This is a genomic window from Streptomyces sp. NPDC045846 (genome assembly GCF_056431605.1).
Window position 1 is genome coordinate 100,053 of the sequence record NZ_JBWKKJ010000003.1, and the last position, 22,920, is coordinate 122,972.

A 22,920-nucleotide genomic window follows, 5' to 3' on the forward strand; every position below is an offset into this window, starting at 1 on the left:
TTCACGATGTTGATGCGCACCGACCCCTTCCGTGAGTTCGACCGGCTGACCCAGCAGCTGATGAGCCCCGGCACCTGGTCGAAGCCCGCCGCGATGGCGATGGACGCCTACCGCGAGGGTGACGAGTACGTGGTCGCGTTCGACCTCCCCGGCGTCAGCGCGGAGTCGATCGACGTCGACGTCGAACGGAACATGCTGACCGTCAAGGCCGAGCGGCGCCCCGTGTCGAAGGCAGAGGGCGTGCAGCTGGAACTCTCCGAGCGGCCGATGGGCGTCTTCTCCCGCCAGCTCGTGCTGGCCGACACCCTCGACACTGAACGCATCCAGGCCGACTACGACGCGGGAGTCCTCGTCCTGCGGATCCCGATCGCCGAGCGTGCCAAGCCCCGCAAGATCACCATCGGCGCACAGTCCACTCGCAAGGAAATCTCCGGCTGAGCCGGAGTCGCTCGCCCCGGACGCGCGGAGGACGGAGTCGCTCCCGTCCGCCCGTCCTCCGCGCCGGGCAAGAGACCAGCACCCCAGCCGGTGTTATCCGCGTCGGGCCTCTCATCCGGCCCTGCGGCGTCGGACTCGGAAAAGCATGCGAAGGCGGCCGCCTCCGCAGTCCCCCCCCTCCGCTCGGCACCCGCACGGCACCGGCACACCGACTCACGACCGCATCTCGTCCCCGGCAAGAGAAAGGCCATGACCGCAGTGATGTCCGACCTGCAGACGAAGCCCCGGCAGTCGCTCGCGATGACCTACGAGCAGTTGCTGGAGAAGGTCCGCTACGAAGGCGCCTACCCCACCAGGGAGAGAGCCGAGCAGGCGCTCCGCATGGTGGTCGCAGGGCTCGGACGCCAGCTGACGGGCGAAGAACGCGTCGAACTGGCCGCTCGGCTGCCCCACCAGGCCGCGCTCCTCCTCGCCGAACAGATCCCCAGCGCCCGGCCCCTCACCGGCTGGGAGTTCGTCAAGGACCTGGCCGACCGCGCCCACGCCAGCCTCGCGACCACCCGCTGGGACACCGGCTCCGTCCTGTCCATCATCGCGCCGCTGGCCGGGCCCGACCTGCTCACGCGCATCCTCGCCCAACTCCCCTCCGGCTACGCCCTTCTCTTCGGCCGCGCCGAACTCACCCAAGCCGCGTAGCCCCAGGAGCCCGTCCCCCTCTCACACCCTGCACACCGTCCAGCCGGCCCGCGTCCCCCTTCGGGACACGCACGCCGGCTGGCCCCATATCTCGGCCCGCCGGCTGACTCGCCCACGGAGTGCCTCAATCCGGTACGCCTGTTCAAGCAAGGGCCGAGCACTGGTCACAGGCCAGGGCGTCCCGGCATCCCCCCGACCAGGGAAGGCCGGACACGCCCCTGGGGTGCTGGGTGACGAACGGGCCCGCCCCGCGAGGGGGAGCGTCTGACGGCGCGGCGGGGTTGGCCGCGACACCGCGCAGCCACCGGCCCGGCTCAGCAGAGAGAGGAGAGCATCGTCGCCGCGATCAACTTCCGTGCCTACAGGCCTGGTTGACCTTGACGTCCCCCGTCTCACCATGACTTCTCACCTACAGGGTCACGCGGCGCTGTCCTGGGCCAAGCTCACGCAACCCCAAGCCCCGGGAGGCTTGGCCTCCGGGTACTGGGGAAGTCACAGACCCACGGGGGCCCGCGGGAGGGCCATCCCGCCCCGAAGGCCGCGTGCTCCGCTGGGTGGGGCCCTTCGGGTGGTGGGGCGTTTCGGTCGGTCGTAGGCAGGTGATGCATGGCGTACCGGCGGGGGATGCAAGGCGGCCAGAGCAGCAGCCGTCCCGCCGCGTCGTCCTTCGGAGGCCCGTCGTGTCACTGCGTTACCGTCGTCTGCCGCTGCCCCGCCATGGCGGCCGTGCGATCGTCGCCCTGCTCGCCGCCTCGCTGGCACTCGCCGCCCCGGCCGGGGCCGCTCCCCACGACGACGGAGACGGGCCGCTGCGGGCCAGGCTGCGGGAGCTCGTTGAACGCCCCGACGGGCCACCCGGCGCCATCGCGGTGCTCCGCACGGACGGTCGGGTACGCGTCGTACGGGCCGGGGTTGCCGAGCTCGGCACCAAGCGCCCGCCCCGCGCCACCGATCACATGCGGCTGGCCAGCGCGGCGAAGGCGTTCAGCGGTGCGGTCGCGCTCCGACTGGTCGACTGCGGGGTGCTCGGCCTGGACGACACCATCGCCAAGCGGCTGCCCTCACTGCCGACCGCCTGGGGCCAGGTGACGCTGCGTCAGCTGCTCAACCACACCAGCGGGCTGCCGGACTACAGTGCGTCCCCGGAGTTCGTCGACGTGATTCGGGCCGACCCGCACCACGTGTTCGACTCCCGGCACCTGCTCGACTTCGTCGCCGACCAGGACCTGGAGTTCGCGCCCGGGTCCCGCTACCAGTACTCCAACTCCGACAACATCGCCGTCGCCCTGATGGCCGAGGCGGCGACCGGCAGGAGCTACGAGGATCTGCTGGCCTCGGAGGTCTTCCAGCCGCGCGGGCTGACCCAGACCAGTCTCCCGGTCGGCTACCAACTGCCCGAGCCCTACCTGCACGGCTACGACGTCGAGCCGGGCATGCCGCCGGAGGACGTCTCCACTCTGTTCGGCGCGTCCGGTTCCTGGGCATCGGGCGGGCTGGTCTCCACCCCGGCAGACTTCAACACCTTCATGGCCGGCTACGCAGGCGGCACCCTGATCGGCGACGCGACCCGGAAACAGCAGCGCGCCTTCGTCAACGGCGCCTCCGAACCGGCGGGCCCCGGGGCCAACCAGGCCGGGCTGGCGATCTTCAAGTACACCACCCGGTGCGGCGTGGTGTACGGCCACACTGGCAACACGGCGGGCTACACCCAGCTCGGCGTGGGCACTCCGGACGGCCGCCGCAGCCTCACCCTGTCCGTGAACTCGCAGGTGAGCAAGAAGACCAACCCCGACCTGCTGGCGCACCTGCGCGCCGTGGAGGAGGACTTCGTCTGTGCGCTGCTGTCCCGTTAGGGCTCGGGTCCCGGGGCGGTCTGCGCATGCGTGACAGCACGCACGGATCTGGCCGGCCGCCCCACGGGCCTGCCTACCCGGAGTCGCTGTCGACCGGTTCGCACCGGGCGGCGGCACGCCTCCCCCGGTCCGACGCATACCGCCCTTCTAGCGGGCGCCACCTGACGGCGGCTGATCTTCCGGCGCTCCCCGCACGAGAGCGAGCCATCGGGCCAGCCGCCGAAGGGGCGTCACATCCCGGTGAGGGCGCCGACCGCGCGCAGGTCGAGCGCGCGTCGTGCGACTTGACGACGTCGGCGGGACCCCGTCCATCCGGCCAAACGCGCGGCCCAGGACGCGTGGACCCGTTTGCGTGAAGGGGCCGGGGGCAGGCGCACCCCGTGCTTCGGACCGGAGGCACGCCCGCAGGATCCCCCTGTCCAGGGCGCGTTCAACTCCGGACTCGCCCTGCCCACATGTGGATCCGGCGGCCGTCACCCAGCCCAACCGACGTGCAGGAGCCACCCCATGACCACGCCTACGCCGCGCAAGCGCACTCACGACGACGCACCCGACACCGCCGAGGCCTTCACACGTCTCCACGCCCTCGACGACGGCCCCGAGCACGACGCGGTACGTGAAGATCTCGTGGCCCAGTGGCTTCCCATGTCTCAGCGGCTGGCCAGAAAGTACCGCAACCGCGGCGCCGACATCGAGGACCTCTACCAGGTCGCCGCGATGGGACTCGTCAAGGCCGTCGACCGCTACGAGGCGGCGCGGGGAGCCTTCGAGGCGTACGCGGTCCCCACCATCACCGGTGAGATCAAGCGGCACTTCCGTGACTCCCTGTGGTCCGTGCATGTCCCGCGCCGCGTCCAGGAACTCCGCAACAAGGTCCGCGTCGCGCGCAGCGAACTCCAGGCCGGGCAGCCCGGTGAACCGACCATCGCCGAACTCGCCGCCCAGGCCGGGCTCGAGGAGGACGAGGTCCGCGACGGGCTCGAAGCCATCGGCTCCTTCAAGACCCTCTCCCTGGAGGCCGAGTCCAGCGGCACCGGCAACGACGGTGAGGGGATGTCGCTGGTCGACAGCCTCGGCACCGTCGAGTCCGGCTTCGACCGGGTCGTCGACCGCGAGGCCGTCAAGCCGGCCCTCCAGGCCCTGCCCGAGCGCGAGTCGCGGATCCTCTACATGCGGTTCTTCCAGGACAAGACCCAGAACCAGATCGCCGGAGAGCTCGGCATCTCCCAGATGCACGTCTCCCGCCTCATCACCCGCACCTGCAACCACGTACGCGAACAGGTCCTCGCGGGGTACCAGGACGCCGCCTGACGTCGTGCGCGAGTGGTCCGGCTCCGCGCCAGTCCCCTCTGCGGAGAAAGAACTGGGTTCCCTCGCGCCCACCGGAAGCCCTCTGGCCCCCTGCGCGCCAGGTCCCACTCCGTGCGCCCGGTCGGCAGCGGGCGAGCGGCGTTCCCGAGCCGCCGCCCCTCGCTGTCCGGCAGCGCCTGAAGAGGAGATGCTCTTTGTGGCCGTGCGGGCGATCGAGGACCGGCTCACCTTCGGCGGCGACATCATCGAGACCGGTACGGGCTCCTGCCGGTCGACCACCGCGAGGGCACGCGCCGGACAGCAGCGGCCCGCCTGATCCGGCCGCTTGCGCACTGCTTCAGCGATCGCGCAGGCGCCGATGCCACCAAGGACCCGCCGGCGACAGCGGGTCCGCCAGAGTCCGGAACAGAAGGTCGGCATCCAGTCGGCGGACGATCGCTCGCAGATCAGCGCGAGCCTGCGGCGGCAGCGCGATCAGGGCCGTCTCGAGCGTGTCACGCGCCGAGACCACATCACAGCACGGGCAGTCCGCCCACGGTAGGTACAGCACTTTCCCAGGGGTCTTGAGGAATCGACGAAGTGCCACGAGCGCGTCGAACACGGCACCGGGCCACAGCCTCTCGGCCTCCAGTCGAGTCACCGCCGCCTGCGAGCCGCGGGCAAGGCCATTGATCTGCTCGAGTCGGCGACCACTGCTACGCGGCAGTCGTTGAGCGCGCACAGCGCTGGGCGGCCTACGCGGCATGGCCCCTTCGGATCGTCATGCCCGCAGTCTGCCACGCGCCGACGCACCGGTGGGGGCCATTTCCTTCGGTCACAACCTGCCGCCGTGATCGACTCATGGGGCCAAAAGACCCCACGGTCAGACGGGGTTGATGCACGTGTTCCAGACCAGTCCTCGGCGCCTCGTTGCCGCCCCCCATCGACTGCTGGGTCTTCGGCCGTCAACTCACGTGTCTCACCCGAACGTTGGAGACGCGGAACGGGCTCCCCCTCACAGATTCGGGCGCCGGTGTCAGGGACGAACGCAGGGGGCTGATGGCCATCCGAGGCGCCTGACCATCGGGTTCGCCGATGTGACGGGAGGCAGGCTCGGCAGGGCCCGTCGATCCCGCCCCCGTGCTTGCCGAACGCCGGTCCACAAAGCCTCAGTCGCGGCTCTATGCAGTGGGGTTACCTAAAGGTAACTTACCTGGAGCCCATCCTGTCGCTCTTTTAACAATCCACGGGGGAGCCATGTTCAGACACACCAAGCGGCTGCTGGCGACCGCAATTGTCACCGCTCTGGCCACCGGCGCCGTCCCTGCGGCGACGGCCGCTGCCTCGACGCCGTCGGCGGCCAGGGCGAGCGATTCGTTCTACGCGTACGACGGCAGCGCGCCGTTGTCCTCGTACGCACCGGGCGCCGTACTCAAGAAGCGGAGGTTGCAGTACCACATCGTGGGGCTACCCACGCCGGTCACGGCGATCCAGCTGCTCTACCGCACCAGCGACGCCCAGGGCCGGCCCGCCGCCAACGTGACCACCGTGGTGCGCAGCATCAAGGGTGACAGCAGCAAGGCGGTGTCGTACCAGTCGTTCTACGACTCCCTGAACCCCGAGGACGGCCCGTCCCGCGCCATCGCAGGGGGCGTCACCCTCGGGGGGATCATCGCGAACAGCGAGAACCTCTTCCTGGTGCCGCTGCTGACCCAGGGCTACAACGTGGTCATCCCCGACACCGAGGGGCAGACCGCCGACTTCGCGGCCGGGCCGGAGTATGCGGTCAACACCCTGGACTCGATCCGGGCCGCGACCGCCGCCGAGGCCGGAACCGGCATGAACGCCGACACTCGCGTAGGCCTGATGGGCTACTCCGGCGGCGCCATCGCGACCAACTGGGCCGCGGCGCTCGCACCCGCCTACGCGCCCGATGTGAACAAGAAGCTCGTGGGCTTCGCCGAGGGCGGCCTGCTCGTGGACCCGGCGCACGACCTCAAGTACGTGGGCGGTTCCCTGGTGTGGTCCGGAGTCATCCCCATGGCGATCATCGGGGTCTCCCGGTCGTACGGCATCGACCTGAAGCAGTACCTGAACAGCTACGGCCAGCAGGTGTACGCGAAGCTGGAACACGGCTCGCTCCTTGACGCGCTCGGCCACTACCCGGGGTTGACCTGGAAGCAGCTGGCCAAGCCGCAGTACGCCAACCCGAACTCGGCCACCGCGTTCGTCGAGGCGGTCAACAAGATCAACCTGGGCTCGGCCGCGACCCCCACCGCTCCCGGGTTCATCGCACAGGGCAACGGCGGCGTCGTCGAAGGAACCTTCGGCAACCCGCCGGGCATCGGGACCGGCGACGGGGTCATGGTCGCCGGGGACGTCCGCGCTCTGGCCCGGCAGTACTGCGCCTCCGGCAACGGCTCGATCGCCTACCACCAGTACAACCTGCTCAGCCACGTCCCGGTGGCCGCGGCCTGGGCACCCGAAGCGATCGGCTGGCTCGGGGACCGGTTCGCCGGCCGGACGGCTCCGTCCGACTGCGGACGCATCCCGCAGGGCAACTCGCTGGAGCCCGAGCGGCCGATCCCGGTGTCCTGACGCGACCACGGCGTACCGGGCACAGGCGATCAGTGCCCGGGCACGCCGCGCCACCCCCGGACGGGCTCGGCTAGTGACGCCCGGACCGGCGCGGATTCTTGGTCTCGGCACCATGCGCGAAGCCGCCCGCGTCGTCCTCGTCGCGATGCGGAGCCTGCTGCTTCTCCAGCCGGAGCAGGACGCGCTGCAGATCTTCCAGGAGCATGTCGGCGAGATCGTGGCTGAATCCGTTGCGCACGACTATGCGCAGGGCCGCGAGATCGGTGCGGTTCTTGGGGAAGGTGTAGGCGGGAACGAGCCAGCCGCGTTCGCGGAGGGCGGCGGAGACGTCGAAGACGGTGAAGTTGGTGATTCCCTCCCGGACGCGGAAGGCGAAGACCGGGGTCTCACTGCCGTCGGTGATGAGCTCGAAAGGGCCGAGTTTGGCGATGTGCCCGGACAGCCGGGTGGCCACGTCCCGACACGTCTGCTGGACACGGCGGTAGCCGTCGAAGCCCAGGCGCAGGAAGTTGTAGTACTGGGCGATGATCTGGGCACCGGGCCGGGAGAAGTTGAGGGCGAAGGTGGGCATGTCACCGCCCAGGTAGTTCACGTGGAAGACGAGGTCGTCGGGCAGGGCGTCCGTGTCGCGCCACAGGGCCCAGCCCACGCCCGGCATGACCAGCCCGTACTTGTGGCCCGACATGTTGATCGAGGCCACCCGCGGCAGGCGGAAGTCCCATACCAGGTCCGGGTCGAGGAAGGGCGCGATCATGGCGCCCGACGCCCCGTCCACGTGGATGGGGACGTCGATCCCGGACCGGGCCTGCAAGTCGTCCAGGACGGCGGCGAGTTCGGCGACCGGCTCGTAACTGCCGTCGAAGGTGGAGCCCAGAACCGCGATCACACCGATCGTGTTCTCGTCGCACAGCTCGGCCGCCGCCTGAGGGCTGAGGTGGTACCGCTCCCCCTCCATGGGCACGTAGCGGGGCTCCACGTCGAAGTAGTCGGCGAACTTCTCCCAGCAGATCTGGACGTTGATGCCCATGACCAGGTTGGGGCGGTCCGCGGGCTTGCCCTCGGCGCGCCGCTTCTGCTGCCAGCGCCTCTTCATGGCCAGACCACCCAGCATGGCCGCCTCGCTCGACCCGGTCGTCGAACACCCCACCGCTCCGTCGGCGTCCGGCGCGTTCCACAGCCGGGCCAGCATGTGCACACAGCGCGTTTCCAGTTCGGCGGTCTGCGGATACTCGTCCTTGTCGATCATGTTCTTCTCGGCGCACTCCGACATGAGGCGCAGCGCCTGGGGTTCGGCCCAGGTGGAGACGAACGTGGCGAGGTTCAGGCGGGCGTTGCCGTCCAGCATGAGTTCGTCGTGCACCAACTGGTAGGCCGTGTCGGGATCCATCTCCTCCCTCGGCAGCGCATGACGAGGCACCTTGACCGGCTCCCGGCTGAAGAGGGGGTTCGCCGCCACACTGCGGTGGCCGCGTCCGTTGTGGCGGGGGTGCTTCAAAGGCATCGGAGGGTGTCCTTTCCCGGGAGGTGTCTGCCCCCTCCGGTACCCGAGCGCCCCTCCCCCAAGCAGGCCCGCAGGCCAGCGCACGGCTTGCGCCGCCGGGCGCGCGGAGCAGTTCGCGCCGGCCGTGATGCGCCGGGGAGGTGCGACAGAGCCGGGCTCCTCATCACGCCGGGGCGGCCCGGTCCGTCACAACAAGCGTGCGACTCAAGGTAGTTCGTGGTCCCGTGTGCTGCCGCCGTCCGGCCGCCGGCCCTCAACCGCGAAACGCGCGCGGACCACGTCACGCACCCGAGGGCCCCGCGGGGTTGTGGCGCCGGTAGTGGCGGGCGACCCGGGTGCGGTTGCCGCAGCGGGTGGGAGAGCACCAGCGGCGGCGGGGGTGCGCCGGAAGGAACACCATCACGCAGTCACCGGCTTCGCACTCCTTGAGCCCGGCGATGGCCGGGTCGGTGAACAGGTCGGCCGCGGCGTCGGCAAGGGCCGCCGCGAGCCGGACTCCGAGCGGGCCCGTACGGCGGCTGACCGCCGTGACCGTGCCACCCTGCCAGCCGAGTTCGCGCACCGAAGGCGCCGCGCGCTGCGCCTCGGTGAGCCCGCGCAGGGCCGAGGCGGGGGGCTCCGCTCCGGCCAGCAGAGCGCGCACGACGGCTTCGATGTGTGTGCGCACGCCGTGGATGGGAGCGAGGTCATCCCGCGTCGGCACCGCGCCGCGGACTTCGTCCCTCAGACGGCCCGCCTCCAGCTCCAGCCAGTCGGACAACTGATGTGGCGTGGCGAGGAGATCGACACGCCGGGCACCGGACCCTGGGCGGGTGTTCACCAGGTCAAGAGCCAGTGCCTCACCGGTCAGCGGTTCACTGTCAGCCATGCGCTAATGGTACATCCCACCATTGACGCATTAGCCGTCTCGCCGATAGAACTAATGCATCTTCTCCCCAAGGGGGCATGTGACATGGCGACCGCGCCCGCACCTCACCTGGCCGTACCCGCCCGGACCGTCCATCGCGTCGTCCACGTGGAGGGAGTGGAGGTCTTCTACCGGGAGTCCCTGCCCGAGCGCCCCGACGCACCAGTGGTGCTCCTCCTGCACGGCTTCCCCTCCGCCTCCCACCAGTTCCGCCGCCTCATGGACGCCCTCGGCAAGCACTACCGGCTGATAGCCCCCGACTATCCCGGCTTCGGACACACCCGCGCCCCTCACGACTTCACCTACTCCTTCGATCGGCTCGCAGACGTCGTGGAAGGCTTCACCGAGCGCCTCGGGCTGACCCGTTTCGCGATGTACCTCTTCGACTTCGGCGCGCCCGTCGGCTTCCGCCTGGCCCTGCGGCACCCGGAGCGGATCGCGGGCCTGATCGTCCAGAACGGCAACGCGTACGCCGAGGGCCTCTCGGACGCGGCGCGGGACTTCACCGCCCTCACCCCCGACATCCCCGGCGCCGACCAGGCCATCCTCGACCTGCTGACCCTGGATGCCACCCGTGCCCAGTACGAAGGCGGCACCGCCGAACCGGAGTTGGTCGCCCCCGAGGGCTGGCTGCTCGACCAGCACTTCCTCGACCTGCCCGGCCGCAAGGAGGCGCAGCGCGCGCTCGCCTACGACTACAAGAGCAACATCTCCGCCTACCCCGCCTGGCAGGCGTGGCTGCGCGAGCACCAGCCACCGACCCTGATCACCTGGGGCATCCACGACCCCTTCTTCCCCGAGCCCGGTGCCCGCGCCTACCTCCGCGACCTGCCCGCCGCCGAGCTCCACCTCTTCGGCACCGGCCACTTCGCCCTGGAGGACCAGCTGCCCGAAATCGCCCCGCTGATGGCCGACTTCCTCAATCGCACCTGGACCTGACCCCCACGTGCCGGTCAGGCGAGGCGCCCGGACGCGAGTCAGGCCGCCGGCACGAGCAACGGGCGGGTCAGGGGCAGGGTGTCGGGCGGTGACAGAAGCGGGGCGCCTTCCGGCACGGGTACCGCGGAGAAGATCGCTTCTTGCTGGTCCTGGAGTTCCCGCTTGCGCTCGGGGCTGGTGGAAGGCAGCCTCAGCTCCTCGTAGAGCTTGTGTGTCTCCAGTTGCGCGGACTTGCTGGAGGGGGTGTGGAACTGCACCTCGTACGACTGGGCCCATTGCGGGCTGCGCCAGCCGGTGTTGAGACCTTTGTAGCCCGTCCCGCGCCCCCAGGTATTGGCCCACTTGATGGTCTGGTTTCCCCACGCGGACAGGTGCTCGGAGGCGACGATCACGCCGCTCACGTACCGGTCGTCGGGCCACTGAAGGGTGTAGCGCACGGCATCGTTGACGCGGGCGAGCGCGTCGTCGACGCTCTGCCCCTGGTGCTCCTTCAGGTCGGTGGCGACCTTCCGCTTGAGCGAGTCGGGAGACTTCAACCGGTGGTCGAAGCCCACCAGTTCCGCTTGACTCTGGGCCGCGGCCGCCCGCACCTGACGGCTGATCACACGCTCCGCCTCGGCCGCGTGCGCGAGATAGCTGTCCACCTTCCGATTCTCCGCGGCATTCAGCCTCAGTCCCTCGCCCTCCCACCCCTCCCCGTCCGGACGGGGAGCGGCCGGGAGGGTGCGCCAGTGACCGGCCGCGGTGGAGGTGGCGGTCTGGGCAGGTTCCGTCGATGAGGTCCGGACGACTGCGGAGGCGGGGTCGGCAGCGGGGAGCAAGACAGCGGACAGTCCCACCAGGGCGGTGACGGCACGCAGCCATCCACGAGACGTGATCATGCGTCCACAGATAGCGCCTCCCCGAGCGAATCCGGTGCTCTCACCCGCGCGAGGGCGCGTCCGGCGCCCCGCTGACGCCGAGCCTGCCGAGCCTCCCCGTCAACCGCGTGCCCGCGCCCAGGTCGGGCCGACCGGAGGCCGTCGGCGGCACCGGGCCAGGAGAGAGGCGGATCGTGTTCGGCCCCCGCGCGCATGCCCTGCGGGCACGGACGGTCGTCGTCCGGGCCGGCCCTCGCGGGCATACCGGGGGCAGCCTTCGTAGTAGGCGGGTGGGATCCTGAACCGGCTGTGGACGGGCATTCTCCGCCCGCGCGCGATGTACTCCATCTCCGCTAGCCTGCATGCTTTGAGCAGCCGGGAAGCGTGGGCGTAATCGAGCCCTCTCAAGATCCTGCTCCAAGGAAGGCGTACACGGATGGACAGGCTTGAGACGGCTCTGGAAAAGGCGCTCGCGATCGGCGGGGCCACAGGCGTGGCGATCGTCGACTTCCAGCAGCGCCGGGTCCTCGGCTCGCTGGATCGCGGCAGCGGCCTGGACATGGACAAAGTCGCCTACGGTGACAGCGATGTCATGCGTGCCAAGCTCTACACCCTGGAGCTCCTGGGCTATGCCCCGGACAGCGTCGAGGACATCCTGATCACCCTCGGCACGGAGCTGCACATGATCCGCCCCCTGCCACGGCTGCGCGAGGGCGGCATCTTCATCTACCTCGTCCTGGACCGGGACCAGACCCAGCCTCTGGACGAGATCCGCCACCAACTGCGCTCCCTGGAGCCCCTGTTGGAGCTTTAGCCCGCAGACCGGCCGGCGCCCGCGTGCGGGAAGGATGCGCCACCGCGCTGACACGACCGGGCCCCGCTCGTTGGGCCGTCCCACGCCTCAGCGGGACTCGTGGGGCAGCGGAGCTCCCTCTGGCCGGGAACGGCCGGGGGCCGGTTGCGGCCACGCCGGGTGGTGCGCGGCCGTCGACAGGGCGTCGGCAGGATCTCTAGCGTGCGGGGCAGACTTCCATCCACCGCTGGAGGACCCCATGCGACGTACCCGTCGAAGCACCCTCACCGCGGCCGCCGCGCTCGCGGCGGCGCTGGTCTGCGCGGCACCGGTGAACGCCCACGCCGCGGCCGGGCCCGGCGACGCCCTCGCCAGGCACGGGACGCTGTGGACCACCCCGAGCACCCTCAGCAAGGACGACAACACCGAGCTGGTCGGCATCGATCCCGCCACCGGGAAGGAAGTGGCCCGCTTCGGCATCGGCAGGGAGGCGGAGACCTGGGCCATCGCCCTGTCGAAGGACCAGCGCCTGGCCTACCTCGCCAACCACCACAGCGGCACCCTGTCGGTCGCGGACCTGGTCGGGCACCGGCTGGTGAAGGAGATCCCACTGGGCGTGGACGCCGACGGCATCGCGCTCTCCCCCGACGGCAGGACGGCGTACGTGACGAGCATGGTCGCCCAGTCCCTCTCGGTGGTGGACCTTACGGCCGGCAAGCTCGTCCGCACGGTGGGACTCGGCGCCCCGGCCCAGGGCGTGGCGATCAGCCCCAACGGCAGGACCGCGTACCTCGGCATCTACTCCAGGAACCGGATCGATCGCATGGACCTGTCGAACTACCAGGTCACCGCTTCCTACACCGGCAGCAGGGCCCCGCGCGAGGTGCTGCTCAGCCGCGACGGCAGGACGCTGTACGCGACGGACTACTACGGCGGCACCGTCTCCTCGTACCAGGTGGACGATCCCGCCGCGAAACCCCGCCAGGCGCAGGTCGGGGGCCAGCCGTTCAAGGCGCAGCTGTCCAAGGACGGCAGGAGCCTGTTCGTGGCCAACACCGCGAAGGGCAGTGTCTCGGTCGTGGACACCCGCACTCTGAAGGTCCGCCGGATCTCCGTGCCGGACTCCTTCGGCACGCTCGCCCTGGCCCCCGACGGCAAGCGGCTGTTCCAGGCGCAGGAGGACAAGGGCGGCATCACCGCGATCGACGTGCGCGCCGGCAAGGTCACCGCGACGCTGGACGCCGACGGGCTGCCCCAAGCCACCTCGCTCGCCCTGACGAGCAGGTGACACGGGCTCGACGCGACCACTGCGGCTGAGGTGTCGGCCGGGCCGCCGTCGGCTTCTGTCGGGACCGGTGGCGGCCGGATAGCCTGCGAGAGTGTGGGAAGCGGTGGGGCTGGGCGAGACCGACGAGCGGGTGTACCGGGCGCTACTGCGGCTCGGCAGGGGCACCGCCCGCGCGTGCGCGGCGGAAACAGGTCTGTCCGAACCCGAAGTGCGGGCGGCGTTGCGGAGTCTGGCCGGGCTCGGACTCGTCACGGCCGACAGCGCCGACAGCCGCGACGAAGCGGCCGGGGCCGACGGCGAGGTGTGGCTGTCGGCCGATCCGCAGGTGGCGCTCGGCGCGCTGCTGCGCCGCCGCCGTACCGAACTGGACCGGATGCGTCAGTCCCTGGACGAGCTGTCCGCCGAGTACCGCGAGGCTCAACTGCGCGATGAGCCCGCGCGGTTGACCGAAGTGGTACGGGGTGGCACGGCGCAGTACGCACGGGTACAGGATCTGCTGGCCGGCACGGAGAAAGAGCTTCTCACGCTGGTCGGGCCGCCGTTCCTGGATCCGGCCGACGACAGCCTGGCCCCGATGCAGCGGCTTCTGGAGCGCGGCGTCGAATGCCGGGCCGTGCACGCCGCGGAGGTGCTGGCCGCTGACGGCGGCTGGCGTCAGGCCCAGCGGCTGGCGGAGCTGGGCGAGCGGATACGGGTGCTGCCGAGCGTGCCGGTGAAGCTGGTCATCGCGGATCGGCGCCGGGCGCTGCTGCCCCTGTCCACGCATACCGACCGGATGATGGACAGCGCGGTGCTCGTGCGTCACTCGGCGCTGACCGACGCGCTGGTGGCCCTGTTCGAGCAGTTGTGGGAGCGGGGCGCTCCGTTGGGGGCGATGGATGGCGCGCGCATCGGCGGGGGCGCCCCGGCCGCGCCGGCGCCTGCCCCGGACGACGCGCTGCTGGCGTTGCTGGCAGCGGTCCTGAAGGACGAGGCGATCGCGCGTCAGCTCGGGATCAGTGAGCGGAGCCTGCGGCGGCGGATGTCGGTGCTGTTGGGCCGACTGGCCTCAACGAGCCGATTCCAGGCGGGACTTCAGGCGGCACGGCGCGGATGGCTCTGACCCGCGCCCGGCACCCGGAACGCCGTAAAGGCCGTACGGTGGACAGTGAAGGGCCTTGCCGCATCCCCCGTCGGCAGGGCCCTTCACTCGGCAGTGGGTGCGGGCGGGCTCAGCCGAAGGCGGCCGGAGCGGGAGTCGCGGTGTCGCGTGCGGCCTTGTCCACGCGCGGGGTCCGCGCCGGCGCCGCCGTCGCCCGCTCCGGCACCGGGCTGGGCTTCGGCATCGTCGCGGCCCTGCGGGCCAGGACGGCTTCGGCCCAGCGCGTCGCGTCGCGGACGTCCTTCGTGTTCGTCATGACGCACAGCGTGTAGGCGGTGTCCTCGCGTGCCCGACGCGTCCGCGGCGTGGGGCAGCGCTCGTCCTCGCTCAGTGCTTCGGCATAACGCGTCATCGCCCGACGCAGATCGTCAGCTGTGGGAAGCAGCACGGTCATCTCCTCGCGCATCCGTCCGGCTCGCCCGGACCCTCGACTCTCCTGCCCCAGGAAGTGCCCCGTCATCGAGTTGCCCATATCGGGACTTTCGCCCCCATTCGGGCCATCTTCTGGCCATGCCTGACATATGGCTCCCGTACGAGGCATCACTTGCGCAGCTTTTCCAGCCGTCGCAGGGCCGGGCCCAGCGACCGTCCCCTGCGCATCAGTCCGCCCCACGGATCGGTCTCCGCCTGTTCCGCCGCGTCGGCGATGGTCCAGCGCCGCGCCGACAGGGCGCGGTCGTCGAGCTGCTCCCAGGCGAGGGGGGTCGCGACGGGGGCGCCCTCCTTCGCCCGTACCGTGTACGGCACCACGCTGGTCTGCGCGTACGCGTTGCGCTGCACATCGAGGTAGAGCCGGTTGCCGCGCTCCTTCTTGCGGGCGGCGGTGGTGAGGTCGTCCGGGTGGGCCTCGGCCAGGACGTCGGCGGCCTGTTTGGCGAAGTCGTGGACAGCGTCGAAGCCGAGGCCCCCGTTGAGTGCGGCCACGACGTGCAGCCCGCGGGATCCGGTGGTCATCACCCCGCAGGAGAGCCCCAGGCCCTCCAGGAGTTCCCGTACCAGGTGGGCCGCTGAGCGGACAGCATCGAAACCGCTGTCGTCAGCGGGGTCGAGATCGAATACCAGCCGGTCGGGGCGATCCACGTGCGAGGTCCTGGACTGCCACCGGTGCAGGGTGATGGCCGCCTGGTCGGCGAGGAACACCAGCGTCGCGGCGTCGTCGCACACCGGGTGCACCACGGTGCCGCCCTCTTTGGCCACCTCTGCCCGGGTGATCCAGTCGGGAAAGTTGGCGGGCGCGTTCTTCTGCATGATGCGCGGCCCGTCGAGGCCGTCGGGCAGGCGTTCCAGCATCAGCGGCCGGCCCCGCAGGTGCGGGAGCATGAAGGGGGCGATCTGCCGGTAGTACGCGACGAGGTCGCCCTTGGTGATGGCATCGCCCCCGGAATCACCCGCGGGCAGAAGCGGTTTGTCCTGCCGGTGCAGGGTCAGCGTTCGCCGGCCGACACGCAGGGATTCGGTGGGGGACATGGAGGCACCCTCGATTCGTAGGGGGCGGTCGGCTGGTTCAGGTGGCCTGGGCCATGCAGTCCTCCGCCACCTTCCGGTCCAGCGCGGCGCGGACGAGCGCGGCCGCGAGTTCGGCGCGGGGGGTGTCGCCCGCGAGGCGGATCAAAGCCGCGGGGTCCTTCGGCAGGCCGAGCCGTTCGGCGCCCTCGATGGTCTTCGCGTCCAGGAAGGGGGCGAACTCGGGCCAGACGTCCTGTACTTCACGCCGGAAGATGTGGGCTCCGGTGGGGCCGAGCCCCGGTGTACGACGCAGCAGGCTCTCCAGTTCGTCCGGGTCGCCGTCGGCCTGCTTCCGCAGCGCCCGCAGGTCTCCGTGCCACTGGTCGAGCAACAGCTGGGCGCCGTCGCCGAGTTGGGTGGCGGTGCGCTCGTCGTAGCGGCGGTAGCCCCCCTCCCCCAGCGCGTCGACGCGCTGCTGCCACGTGGCGTCGCGCATGCGGCGCGGATCGCGCAGGCCGGCGTCGTACAGCGCCCGGGTGGTGGCCACCGCGACGGAGGCGCGGATCCGGGCGCTGAGCAGGCTCGCCAGCACCAGGGTCCGGTACAGCGGCTGAGGGGTGTCCTTGAGCCGGATGCCCGCTTCGGCGGCGTAGGTCTGCCCGTACCCGCGCAGCAGGGCCCGCATCACTTCGCTCTGGTCGGTCATGGCTCCGGGTGCTCCCTGACGACGTCGGCCGGATTCTTGTCGTCCCGCAGTCCCTGGTAGCGGGGGTGGCGCAGCAGCCCGTCGCGCGTCCACTCCGCGAACGCGATCTGCGCCACGAGCTGTGGCCGCACCCAGCGGGCCGTGCGCGGCGCCGTACGGCCCGCGAAGGGCGACTCGGCCGCCTGCAGCCCGTCGAGCCGCTCCCGCAGGGCGCGCAGGGTCCGCCGGTCGAAGCCGGTGCCGACCTTGCCCGCGTAGTGCAGCAGTCCGTCCGCGTAGTACCCGATGAGCAGAGCCCCGATCCCCTCCCGGCTGCCCGCGGGCTCCGTGAAGCCGCCGACGACGAATTCCTGGCCGCGGGCGCATTTCAGCTTGAGCCAGTCGTCGGAGCGGCGGGAGCGGTAGAGGCTGTCGGCCCGTTTGGCGATGAGCCCCTCCCAGCCCCGTCGGCAGGCGTCGTCGAGGAGTTCGGCACCGCCCTCGTTGCGGTGGGTGGTGAAGCGCAGCGGCGCCGCGAAGGTCAGGGCGCGGCGCAACAGGGACTTGCGGGTGCGCAAAGGAAGGCGCCGGACGTCCATGCCGTCCAGGCGCAGCAGATCGAAGACGTAGTACGTCACCGCGACATCGCTCGCCGCGACGTCCGCGGGCCGGGTGAGTCCCATGCGCTGCTGGAGCCGGGAGAAGTCCGTTCGGCCGTGGGAGTACGCGACGATCTCCCCGTCGATCGTGAAGTCCGCGCAGGCCTGGGAGGCGAGCGCGTCGACGACCTCCGGGTAGGTGGCGTCGAGCCGTCGTCCCGAACGGGACCGGAGGGTGACCTTGCCGCCTTCCCGCACCGCGAGGACGCGGATGCCGTCGAGCTTCCGCTCGAAGACCCAGCCCGCCGCGAAGTCACGTCTGCTGCTGAGCGTCGCGAGCATGGGGGACGCGGCCAGTTCGATGCCCGGCGCGGCCTCGGCCGTACGGCCGTCGAGTTCCGGCGGCAGGGTGTCAAGGAGGCCGGTCATCGCCGCTCACCTCCGTTCCGGGTCCCAGGTGTCGGCGTCCGGCGCCTCGGCCAGCTGGCGCAGCGTACGACCGCTGCGCACGGACCGGGCCCGCCGCGGGTCCGGGGTGCCGCCGCGGGGGCCGTGGGCCGAGCCGGTCCGCACCAGCAGCCAGGTCGGCTTCCGGGCGGTTCCGTCCTGCTCCTCACGGCCGTGGAAGCGGGTGAGCGCGTACTGCCCGTGCAGCTTCTCTCCGTGAAGGTCGAACGTGGCGTGGCCGTTCTCGAGTGCCTGCCCGAACGGCACCGGCCGGTTGCGCTTGTCATGGCTGGTGGGCCGATAGGTGCCGCGGTCCCAGACGATGACGGTTCCGCCGCCGTACTCGCCCCGGGGAATGACGCCTTCGAAGTCCCGGTAGGCCAGGGGGTGGTCCTCGGTGGGGATGGCGAGTCGCTTGTCGCGCGGATCGGTGGAGGGTCCTTTGGGGACCGACCAGGACTTGAGGACGCCGTCGACCTCCAGACGGAAGTCGAAGTGCATCGAGCTCGCGTCGTGGATCTGCACCACGAACGCGGGCTCGGCGTCATCGGTGCGCGCTCCGCCTTCCGCGGTGCTCTCGCCGCGCGGCTCACTCGTCCTGTCGAAGTGCCGCTTCCCGCGGTAGGTCCGCAAGTCGTCCTTCTCACTCACCGTGACCCCCTTCTCTCGGGTGTCGGCGGGGCCTGCGCGTGTGGGGGTACCCCTGGTCTCGCCGGTCATTCGCGCTCCACCTCTCATCATGGCCCGCGCAGGTGGAGTGGGCATCAGCTCGCCGTACCGGTGGCTCTGCGTGACGGAGGGGGAGCCCGCCGCGCTGGCGCCGACGGGCCGCGGCGCCCACCTGCTCCGCTCGGCGCGCAGGGAATCCAAAACATTCCTTCAAGCAATCGCGAGCCGAAGCAACAAACATTGACGGAACCGAACAGCGGGTCTACGTTCCGGCCCTGTCGCACATCCGCAACTCGCGTCTCCCGCCCCTCCGTTGAGGCTCCACCGACCCCACAGGAGCACAGCATGCGCAGAGCGCACCTTCCCTGCTGGCAACACGGCATCCCGGATCATGCCCCACCCTCCCGCGCGCGCCGGGCCACGCTCACCGTCCTCGCCGTCCTGGCCCTCGTGTTCGCCACCCTGCTGACGCTGCCAGGGGCGTCCCAGGCCGCCTCGTCCCTGCCCTGCGACATCTACGGCAGCGCCGGCACCCCCTGCGTGGCCGCGCACAGCACCACCCGCGCGCTCATCTCCTCCTACAACGGCCCGCTCTACCAGGTGAAGCGGGCCGCCGACGGAGCGGTCAAGGACATCGGGCTGCTGGCACCCGGCGGATACGCGGATGCGGCCGCCCAGGACGGCTTCTGCCGTGACACCACCTGCTCGATCAGCAGGATCTACGACCAGACCCCGCGCCACAACGACCTCTTCCCCGGCCCCGCCGGCACCGCGGGCATGGGGGCGGACCGGGGCGCCGACGCCGCCGAGATCTCCGTGACGGCCGGCGGTCACAAGGTCTACGGCATCTGGGGCTCGCCGGGCGTGGGCTACCGCTCGCACGGCCAGGCCTCGGGCACCGCGGTCGACGGCCAGGCCGAGGGCGCCTACATGGTCGCCAGCGGCACCCACGTGGGATCCGCCTGCTGCTTCGACTACGGCAACGCCGAGCGCACCCCCGCCGACACCGGCAACGGACACATGGACGCCGTGTCCATCGCGACCACCTGCTACTTCGCCCCGTGCAGCGGTGCCGGGCCGTGGGTGGAGGCCGACCTGGAGAACGGCATGTTCCAGGGCGCCGACGGCTCCAACACCGCCAACCTCGGCAACGGCACCCCCTACGTCACCGCGATGCTCAAGAACAACGGGCAGACCCGGTACGCCCTCAAGGGCGGCGACGCGCAGTCCGGCGCCCTGTCGACCTGGTGGGACGGAGCGCTGCCCCAGCGCGGCGGATACGCCCCCATGCGGCAGGAGGGCGGCATCATCCTGGCCACCGGCGGCGACAACAGCAACTGGAACCGCGGCACGTTCTTCGAGGGCGTGATGGTCTCCGGCTATCCGACGGACGCCGCCGAGAACGCCGTCCAGGCCGACATCACCTCCGTCGGCTACTCCGGCCAGACCGACGAACCCAACGGCGACCAGCGCAAGTTCACCGGCCCCGGCGGCACGTGCGTGGACGTCGCCGGCGACGACACCGGCGTCAACGGCACGGCGGTGCAGCTGTGGGACTGCCAGAAGTACGCCGAGGACCAGCACTGGGCACATCTCGACGACGGCACGCTGCGCACCCTCGGCCGCTGCCTGGACATCAACGGGAACGGCACGGCCCGCGGGACCAAAGTCGAACTCTGGGACTGCAACGGCGTCGGCGGCCAGAAGTGGGTGATCCAGGCGAACGGCTCGCTGCTCAACCCGCAGTCCGGCAGGTGCCTCGACTCGCCCAGCGGCGCCACCGCCAACGGCACCAGGCTGCAGATCTGGGACTGCAACGGCTCTGCCGCCCAGAAGTTCCACCTGAACTGACCCGGGTGGCGCACCCCGCCCCCGCCCCACGGACGCGGAGGCGGGGCGCGCCGCCGGTCTGCGCGGAGCCGGACGCGGGGGCGGCTCGGCCCCTGCGCCACGATCCGCCTCGCAAAAACGTCGCTTTTTATCCCATATATGAATGTTTGCGAGCTTTTATGCGGGTAGTCGCTTGAGAGAAAGCCCAGAACAGATGACCAGAGCAGAGGAGGAGCAGAAGTGATCACCCGAAACCAGATCCCCGCCGTGCTGGACCACGCCGTCTACGACACGGGCGGACACAAGATCGGCCACGCGAAGCACGTCTTCCTCGACGGCGCCACGGGACAGCCGGACTGGGTCAGCGTCAAGACCGGCCTGTTCGGCACCAACGAGTCGTTCGTCCCCATCGAGAACGCCACCGTGGTCGACGGCCACCTCGAAGTCCCGTTCGCCAAGGACAAGATCAAGGACGCCCCGAACGTCGACATCGACTCCGGCGGCCGCCTGTCCGAGCAGGAGGAACGCCGCCTGTACCAGTACTACGGCATGAACTGGGACGCCGCCTGGCAGCAGGCCAACCAGCCGGGCGAAGGCGGATGGGCCGCGGGACACGCGGGCTCCCTCGCCGACACGTCGGCTTCCGCCCAGGACGACGCGATGACCCGCTCCGAGGAGCAGATGCACGTCGGTGTCGAGAACCGGGAGGCCGGACGGGCCAGACTGCGCAAGTACGTGGTGACCGAGGAGGTCCAGCAGACCATCCCCGTCCGCCACGAAGAGGCCCACCTCGAACGCGAGCCCATCACCGACGCCAACCGGGCGGGGGCTCTGTCCGGCCCCGAGATCTCCGAGGCCGAGCACGAAGTGACCCTGCACCGGGAGACCCCGGTCGTCGAGATCAAGGCCGAACCGGTCGAGCGCGTCCGCCTGGTCACGGACGAGCACGTCGAAGAGGAGACCGTCACCGGCCAGGTCCGCAAGGAGAAGATCGAAGCCGACCTGCCCGACGAGGACGAACACCGCTGACGCGGGCCCACCGCCTCGCGCCCCTGCCCGGCCCAGGCACCGGGCAGGGCGCCCCCGCGACGACGCCTCTATCGCTCAAAGCCCTTGCCCGGGCCGGGAGTTGATCCGAAGACGCCTCGGGGAGCGGAAGCCCCGGCCCATGGGCCCGTCCGTGTCGAGGGCCCATGGGGGCGGCGCGAGGGACGCCAGCTCGGACAACAGTTCGTGCGCTTCCACGGCGGCGAGATGACGGCCCAGGCACATGTGGGGGCCCGTTCCCATGGCCAGGCTCGGCAGATACTCCCGCCGGGCATCGAACCGGTCGGCATTACTCCAGCGCGTCTCGTCCCGGTTCGCCGAGGCGAGGTTGACGCAGACCAGGTCGCCCCGCCCCATCGCCTGTCCGGCCACTTCGGTATCGATGGTGCAGCGGCGCAGCGCCCACGTCAGGGGGCACTCCCAACGCCAGCACTCGTGGAAGACCGCGGGGGCGACGGACGCGTCCGCGCGGAGGGACTCCAGCACGGCCCGGTCGCTCAGGACCGCGTACATCAAGGTGGCGAGGGAGCGGAACGGCGGCTCCGTGCCCGTGGACAGCAACAACCGCACCGCGGGCAGGAGTTGAGGGCCCGACCCGATGGCCGGGCTGTCCGCACGCGAGAGCAGGTCCACGAGACTGCCCGGCGGCCACGCCGACGGCATATCGAGCAACTCCCCCATGGCATCGGCCATCCGATGGCCGGGGTCCTGGGTCAACCCGACCGCCCAGGCGTAGAGCGTGCCGATCCGTGTGCCGGGCGGCAGGCCGATCAAGCGCGCGATCGTTGTCAGGGCCACCGGAAAGGCCACGTCCGCGACGAGGTCACCGCCCGGCCGCGCCAGCGTGGCGGCGAGCCTCGCGGCCAGCGACGAGCGAATGTGGGCGCGCTGGGCGAGCACCGTCTGCCGGTTCATACCGGCATGGAGCACGTTTCTCCAACCCCGGTGCTCCGCGTGGTCCATCTGTAAAAATGACCTGCCCACGACCCGGCCCATGCTGTCGTCGTAGGCCGATGACGAAAAGGTGTCCTCGTCCCGCAGAACGCGTTCGGCCGCGGCGAACGACACCACGTGCCACACGGGTGTGGAAGCGGCATCCGTCAGTTCGGCGCCGGTCAGCACCCGCTCCCACGTCGAACCGTGGACGGGCCGCAGTCGGCGCAACGCCGCGAACTCGGCATGCGGATCGGCGCCCTTGGACCAGACCCCGTCGCCGTCGAAGGCCCGGACCAACGCGTACGCCTCACCGATGTCCTGCTCGACGTCGGCGGGGCTCGCATCGAGGAGGGAGACCGCGAGGGTCATGACGGCCTCCGGTCGTGATGCGCGGCGTCAGGGAACGTCTTGTCCGCTTCTCGTACGGCGGTGCACACGTCGCCCTCGGTGGAGTGGCGGCGCCGGTTGCCCACCGTGGGGCCGGGATCCGGAGGCGGTGGGTGCACCTCGAAGTCCAGACTTTCCAGGAACGCCAGACCGGGCGTCCAGTTCCGCGGACAGGTGGCGGTCACGCGTCGCAGCCCCCGGTCCGTCGCGTCCCGCAGCAGCTGCCGGGCTGCCAGCATGCCGATGCCCTTGCGGCGGGCTCGTGGGACGACGAGGAAGAGCCCCACCGCACAGCTGCCCGCGTCGGGGCAGTCCGCCACGGCGTCAACGACACCCACCACCTCGTTCCCGTCGCACAGCACCAGCAGGTGCTTCTGGTCGAAGTCGGCGCCGTCCGGCAGGGAGTAGTACAGGCTCTGCACGTCGGCGGGCAGCGCGGGGGAACCGGTGGCCGCGAGGAAGTAGTCGTCGCACGCCGCCAGCACACGGCTCACGGCCGCTTCGTCCTCAGGCAGCATGGGCCGCACCGTGAACGGCCCCTCGTCGGTGCCCTTGAGCGGATCCATGTGG

At 70.8% G+C, this 22,920-nt stretch carries 23 protein-coding genes; 12 read left to right on the plus strand and 11 right to left on the minus strand.

Annotated elements, in window-relative coordinates:
- Nucleotides 1–6 precede the first annotated feature (6 nt).
- The 5 genes from AC07F3_RS09465 (at nt 7) to AC07F3_RS09485 (ending at nt 4,614) form a co-directional block, all read left to right on the plus strand.
- Nucleotides 7–438 carry an Hsp20/alpha crystallin family protein gene (locus tag AC07F3_RS09465; RefSeq protein WP_479112119.1) on the plus strand — a complete coding sequence of 144 codons (432 nt, stop codon included), beginning with the start codon at nt 7–9 and terminating at the stop codon, nt 436–438.
- A gap of 249 nt (nt 439–687) precedes the next feature.
- On the plus strand, nt 688–1,134 hold the full coding sequence (locus AC07F3_RS09470) for a DUF2267 domain-containing protein (protein ID WP_479112121.1): 447 nt from the start codon (nt 688–690) through the stop codon (nt 1,132–1,134).
- A 602-nt stretch (nt 1,135–1,736) separates the two neighbouring features.
- The gene (locus AC07F3_RS09475; RefSeq protein WP_479112123.1) at nt 1,737–2,987 is read left to right on the plus strand and encodes a serine hydrolase domain-containing protein; all 1,251 of its coding nucleotides are present in this window, start codon (nt 1,737–1,739) and stop codon (nt 2,985–2,987) included.
- Nucleotides 2,988–3,494: 507 nt separating this feature from the next.
- Entirely contained in the window at nt 3,495–4,298 is an 804-nt protein-coding gene (locus tag AC07F3_RS09480) for a SigB/SigF/SigG family RNA polymerase sigma factor (RefSeq protein WP_479112125.1), read from the plus strand.
- Between the two features lie 187 nt (nt 4,299–4,485).
- Entirely contained in the window at nt 4,486–4,614 is a 129-nt protein-coding gene (locus AC07F3_RS09485) for a hypothetical protein (protein ID WP_479112127.1), read from the plus strand.
- 21 nt (nt 4,615–4,635) lie between these two features.
- Here the strand turns inward: AC07F3_RS09485 and AC07F3_RS09490 are convergent, their stop codons facing one another.
- On the minus strand, nt 4,636–4,899 hold the full coding sequence (locus AC07F3_RS09490) for a hypothetical protein (protein WP_479112129.1): 264 nt from the start codon (nt 4,897–4,899) through the stop codon (nt 4,636–4,638).
- 635 nt (nt 4,900–5,534) lie between these two features.
- Here AC07F3_RS09490 and AC07F3_RS09495 point away from each other — a divergent pair.
- Nucleotides 5,535–6,875 (plus strand): lipase family protein, encoded by a 1,341-nt coding sequence (locus AC07F3_RS09495; RefSeq protein WP_479112131.1) that lies wholly within the window; start codon nt 5,535–5,537, stop codon nt 6,873–6,875.
- A 70-nt stretch (nt 6,876–6,945) separates the two neighbouring features.
- On the opposite strand, the gene gad is transcribed toward AC07F3_RS09495, so the two are convergent.
- Complete coding sequence (gad, locus tag AC07F3_RS09500) at nt 6,946–8,376, minus strand: glutamate decarboxylase (protein ID WP_479112133.1); 1,431 nt, start codon at nt 8,374–8,376, stop codon at nt 6,946–6,948.
- A 280-nt stretch (nt 8,377–8,656) separates the two neighbouring features.
- Nucleotides 8,657–9,244, minus strand: a complete 588-nt coding sequence (locus AC07F3_RS09505) for a CGNR zinc finger domain-containing protein (RefSeq protein WP_479112135.1) — start codon at nt 9,242–9,244, stop codon at nt 8,657–8,659.
- Nucleotides 9,245–9,328: 84 nt separating this feature from the next.
- On the opposite strand from AC07F3_RS09505, the gene AC07F3_RS09510 reads away from it, so the two are divergent.
- Complete coding sequence (locus tag AC07F3_RS09510) at nt 9,329–10,222, plus strand: alpha/beta fold hydrolase (protein WP_479112137.1); 894 nt, start codon at nt 9,329–9,331, stop codon at nt 10,220–10,222.
- 38 nt (nt 10,223–10,260) lie between these two features.
- On the opposite strand, the gene AC07F3_RS09515 is transcribed toward AC07F3_RS09510, so the two are convergent.
- Nucleotides 10,261–11,103: an ATP nucleotide 3'-pyrophosphokinase gene (locus AC07F3_RS09515; protein ID WP_479112139.1), complete on the minus strand. Its 843-nt coding sequence runs from the start codon at nt 11,101–11,103 to the stop codon at nt 10,261–10,263.
- A gap of 415 nt (nt 11,104–11,518) precedes the next feature.
- Here AC07F3_RS09515 and AC07F3_RS09520 point away from each other — a divergent pair, with 415 nt between their 5' ends.
- The 3 genes from AC07F3_RS09520 to AC07F3_RS09530 all read left to right on the plus strand — a co-directional run bounded on the left by AC07F3_RS09520 (nt 11,519) and on the right by AC07F3_RS09530 (nt 14,265).
- Entirely contained in the window at nt 11,519–11,896 is a 378-nt protein-coding gene (locus tag AC07F3_RS09520) for a hypothetical protein (RefSeq protein WP_479112140.1), read from the plus strand.
- A gap of 238 nt (nt 11,897–12,134) precedes the next feature.
- Nucleotides 12,135–13,163: a YVTN family beta-propeller repeat protein gene (locus AC07F3_RS09525; protein WP_479112142.1), complete on the plus strand. Its 1,029-nt coding sequence runs from the start codon at nt 12,135–12,137 to the stop codon at nt 13,161–13,163.
- Between the two features lie 91 nt (nt 13,164–13,254).
- Nucleotides 13,255–14,265, plus strand: a complete 1,011-nt coding sequence (locus tag AC07F3_RS09530; RefSeq protein WP_479112144.1) for a helix-turn-helix domain-containing protein — start codon at nt 13,255–13,257, stop codon at nt 14,263–14,265.
- Nucleotides 14,266–14,374: 109 nt separating this feature from the next.
- Here the strand turns inward: AC07F3_RS09530 and AC07F3_RS09535 are convergent, their stop codons facing one another.
- The 5 genes from AC07F3_RS09535 to AC07F3_RS09555 form a co-directional block, all read right to left on the minus strand.
- Nucleotides 14,375–14,692, minus strand: a complete 318-nt coding sequence (locus AC07F3_RS09535; RefSeq protein ID WP_479112146.1) for a DUF5133 domain-containing protein — start codon at nt 14,690–14,692, stop codon at nt 14,375–14,377.
- A gap of 152 nt (nt 14,693–14,844) precedes the next feature.
- Complete coding sequence (gene ligD, locus AC07F3_RS09540) at nt 14,845–15,771, minus strand: non-homologous end-joining DNA ligase (protein ID WP_479112148.1); 927 nt, start codon at nt 15,769–15,771, stop codon at nt 14,845–14,847.
- Nucleotides 15,772–15,808: 37 nt separating this feature from the next.
- A complete protein-coding gene (locus AC07F3_RS09545; protein WP_479112150.1) occupies nt 15,809–16,456 on the minus strand; it encodes an endonuclease in 648 nt (215 codons plus the stop codon).
- A complete protein-coding gene (gene ligD, locus AC07F3_RS09550; RefSeq protein ID WP_479112152.1) occupies nt 16,453–17,463 on the minus strand; it encodes a non-homologous end-joining DNA ligase in 1,011 nt (336 codons plus the stop codon). The genes AC07F3_RS09545 and ligD (AC07F3_RS09550) overlap by 4 nt, the downstream gene beginning before the upstream one ends.
- Nucleotides 17,464–17,469: 6 nt before the next feature.
- Complete coding sequence (locus AC07F3_RS09555) at nt 17,470–18,132, minus strand: DNA polymerase ligase N-terminal domain-containing protein (RefSeq protein ID WP_479112154.1); 663 nt, start codon at nt 18,130–18,132, stop codon at nt 17,470–17,472.
- A gap of 363 nt (nt 18,133–18,495) precedes the next feature.
- Between AC07F3_RS09555 and AC07F3_RS09560 the strand changes: the two genes are divergently transcribed.
- On the plus strand, nt 18,496–20,001 hold the full coding sequence (locus AC07F3_RS09560) for an arabinofuranosidase catalytic domain-containing protein (RefSeq protein WP_479112156.1): 1,506 nt from the start codon (nt 18,496–18,498) through the stop codon (nt 19,999–20,001).
- Between the two features lie 219 nt (nt 20,002–20,220).
- A complete protein-coding gene (locus AC07F3_RS09565) occupies nt 20,221–21,009 on the plus strand; it encodes a DUF2382 domain-containing protein (protein WP_479112158.1) in 789 nt (262 codons plus the stop codon).
- 75 nt (nt 21,010–21,084) lie between these two features.
- On the opposite strand, the gene AC07F3_RS09570 is transcribed toward AC07F3_RS09565, so the two are convergent.
- Together AC07F3_RS09570 and AC07F3_RS09575 are read right to left on the minus strand one after the other, a co-directional pair.
- The gene (locus AC07F3_RS09570; protein ID WP_479112159.1) at nt 21,085–22,332 is read right to left on the minus strand and encodes a cytochrome P450; all 1,248 of its coding nucleotides are present in this window, start codon (nt 22,330–22,332) and stop codon (nt 21,085–21,087) included.
- A complete protein-coding gene (locus tag AC07F3_RS09575; protein ID WP_479112160.1) occupies nt 22,329–22,916 on the minus strand; it encodes an N-acetyltransferase family protein in 588 nt (195 codons plus the stop codon). Before AC07F3_RS09575 ends, AC07F3_RS09570 begins: the two co-directional genes overlap by 4 nt.
- Nucleotides 22,917–22,920: the final 4 nt, after the last annotated feature.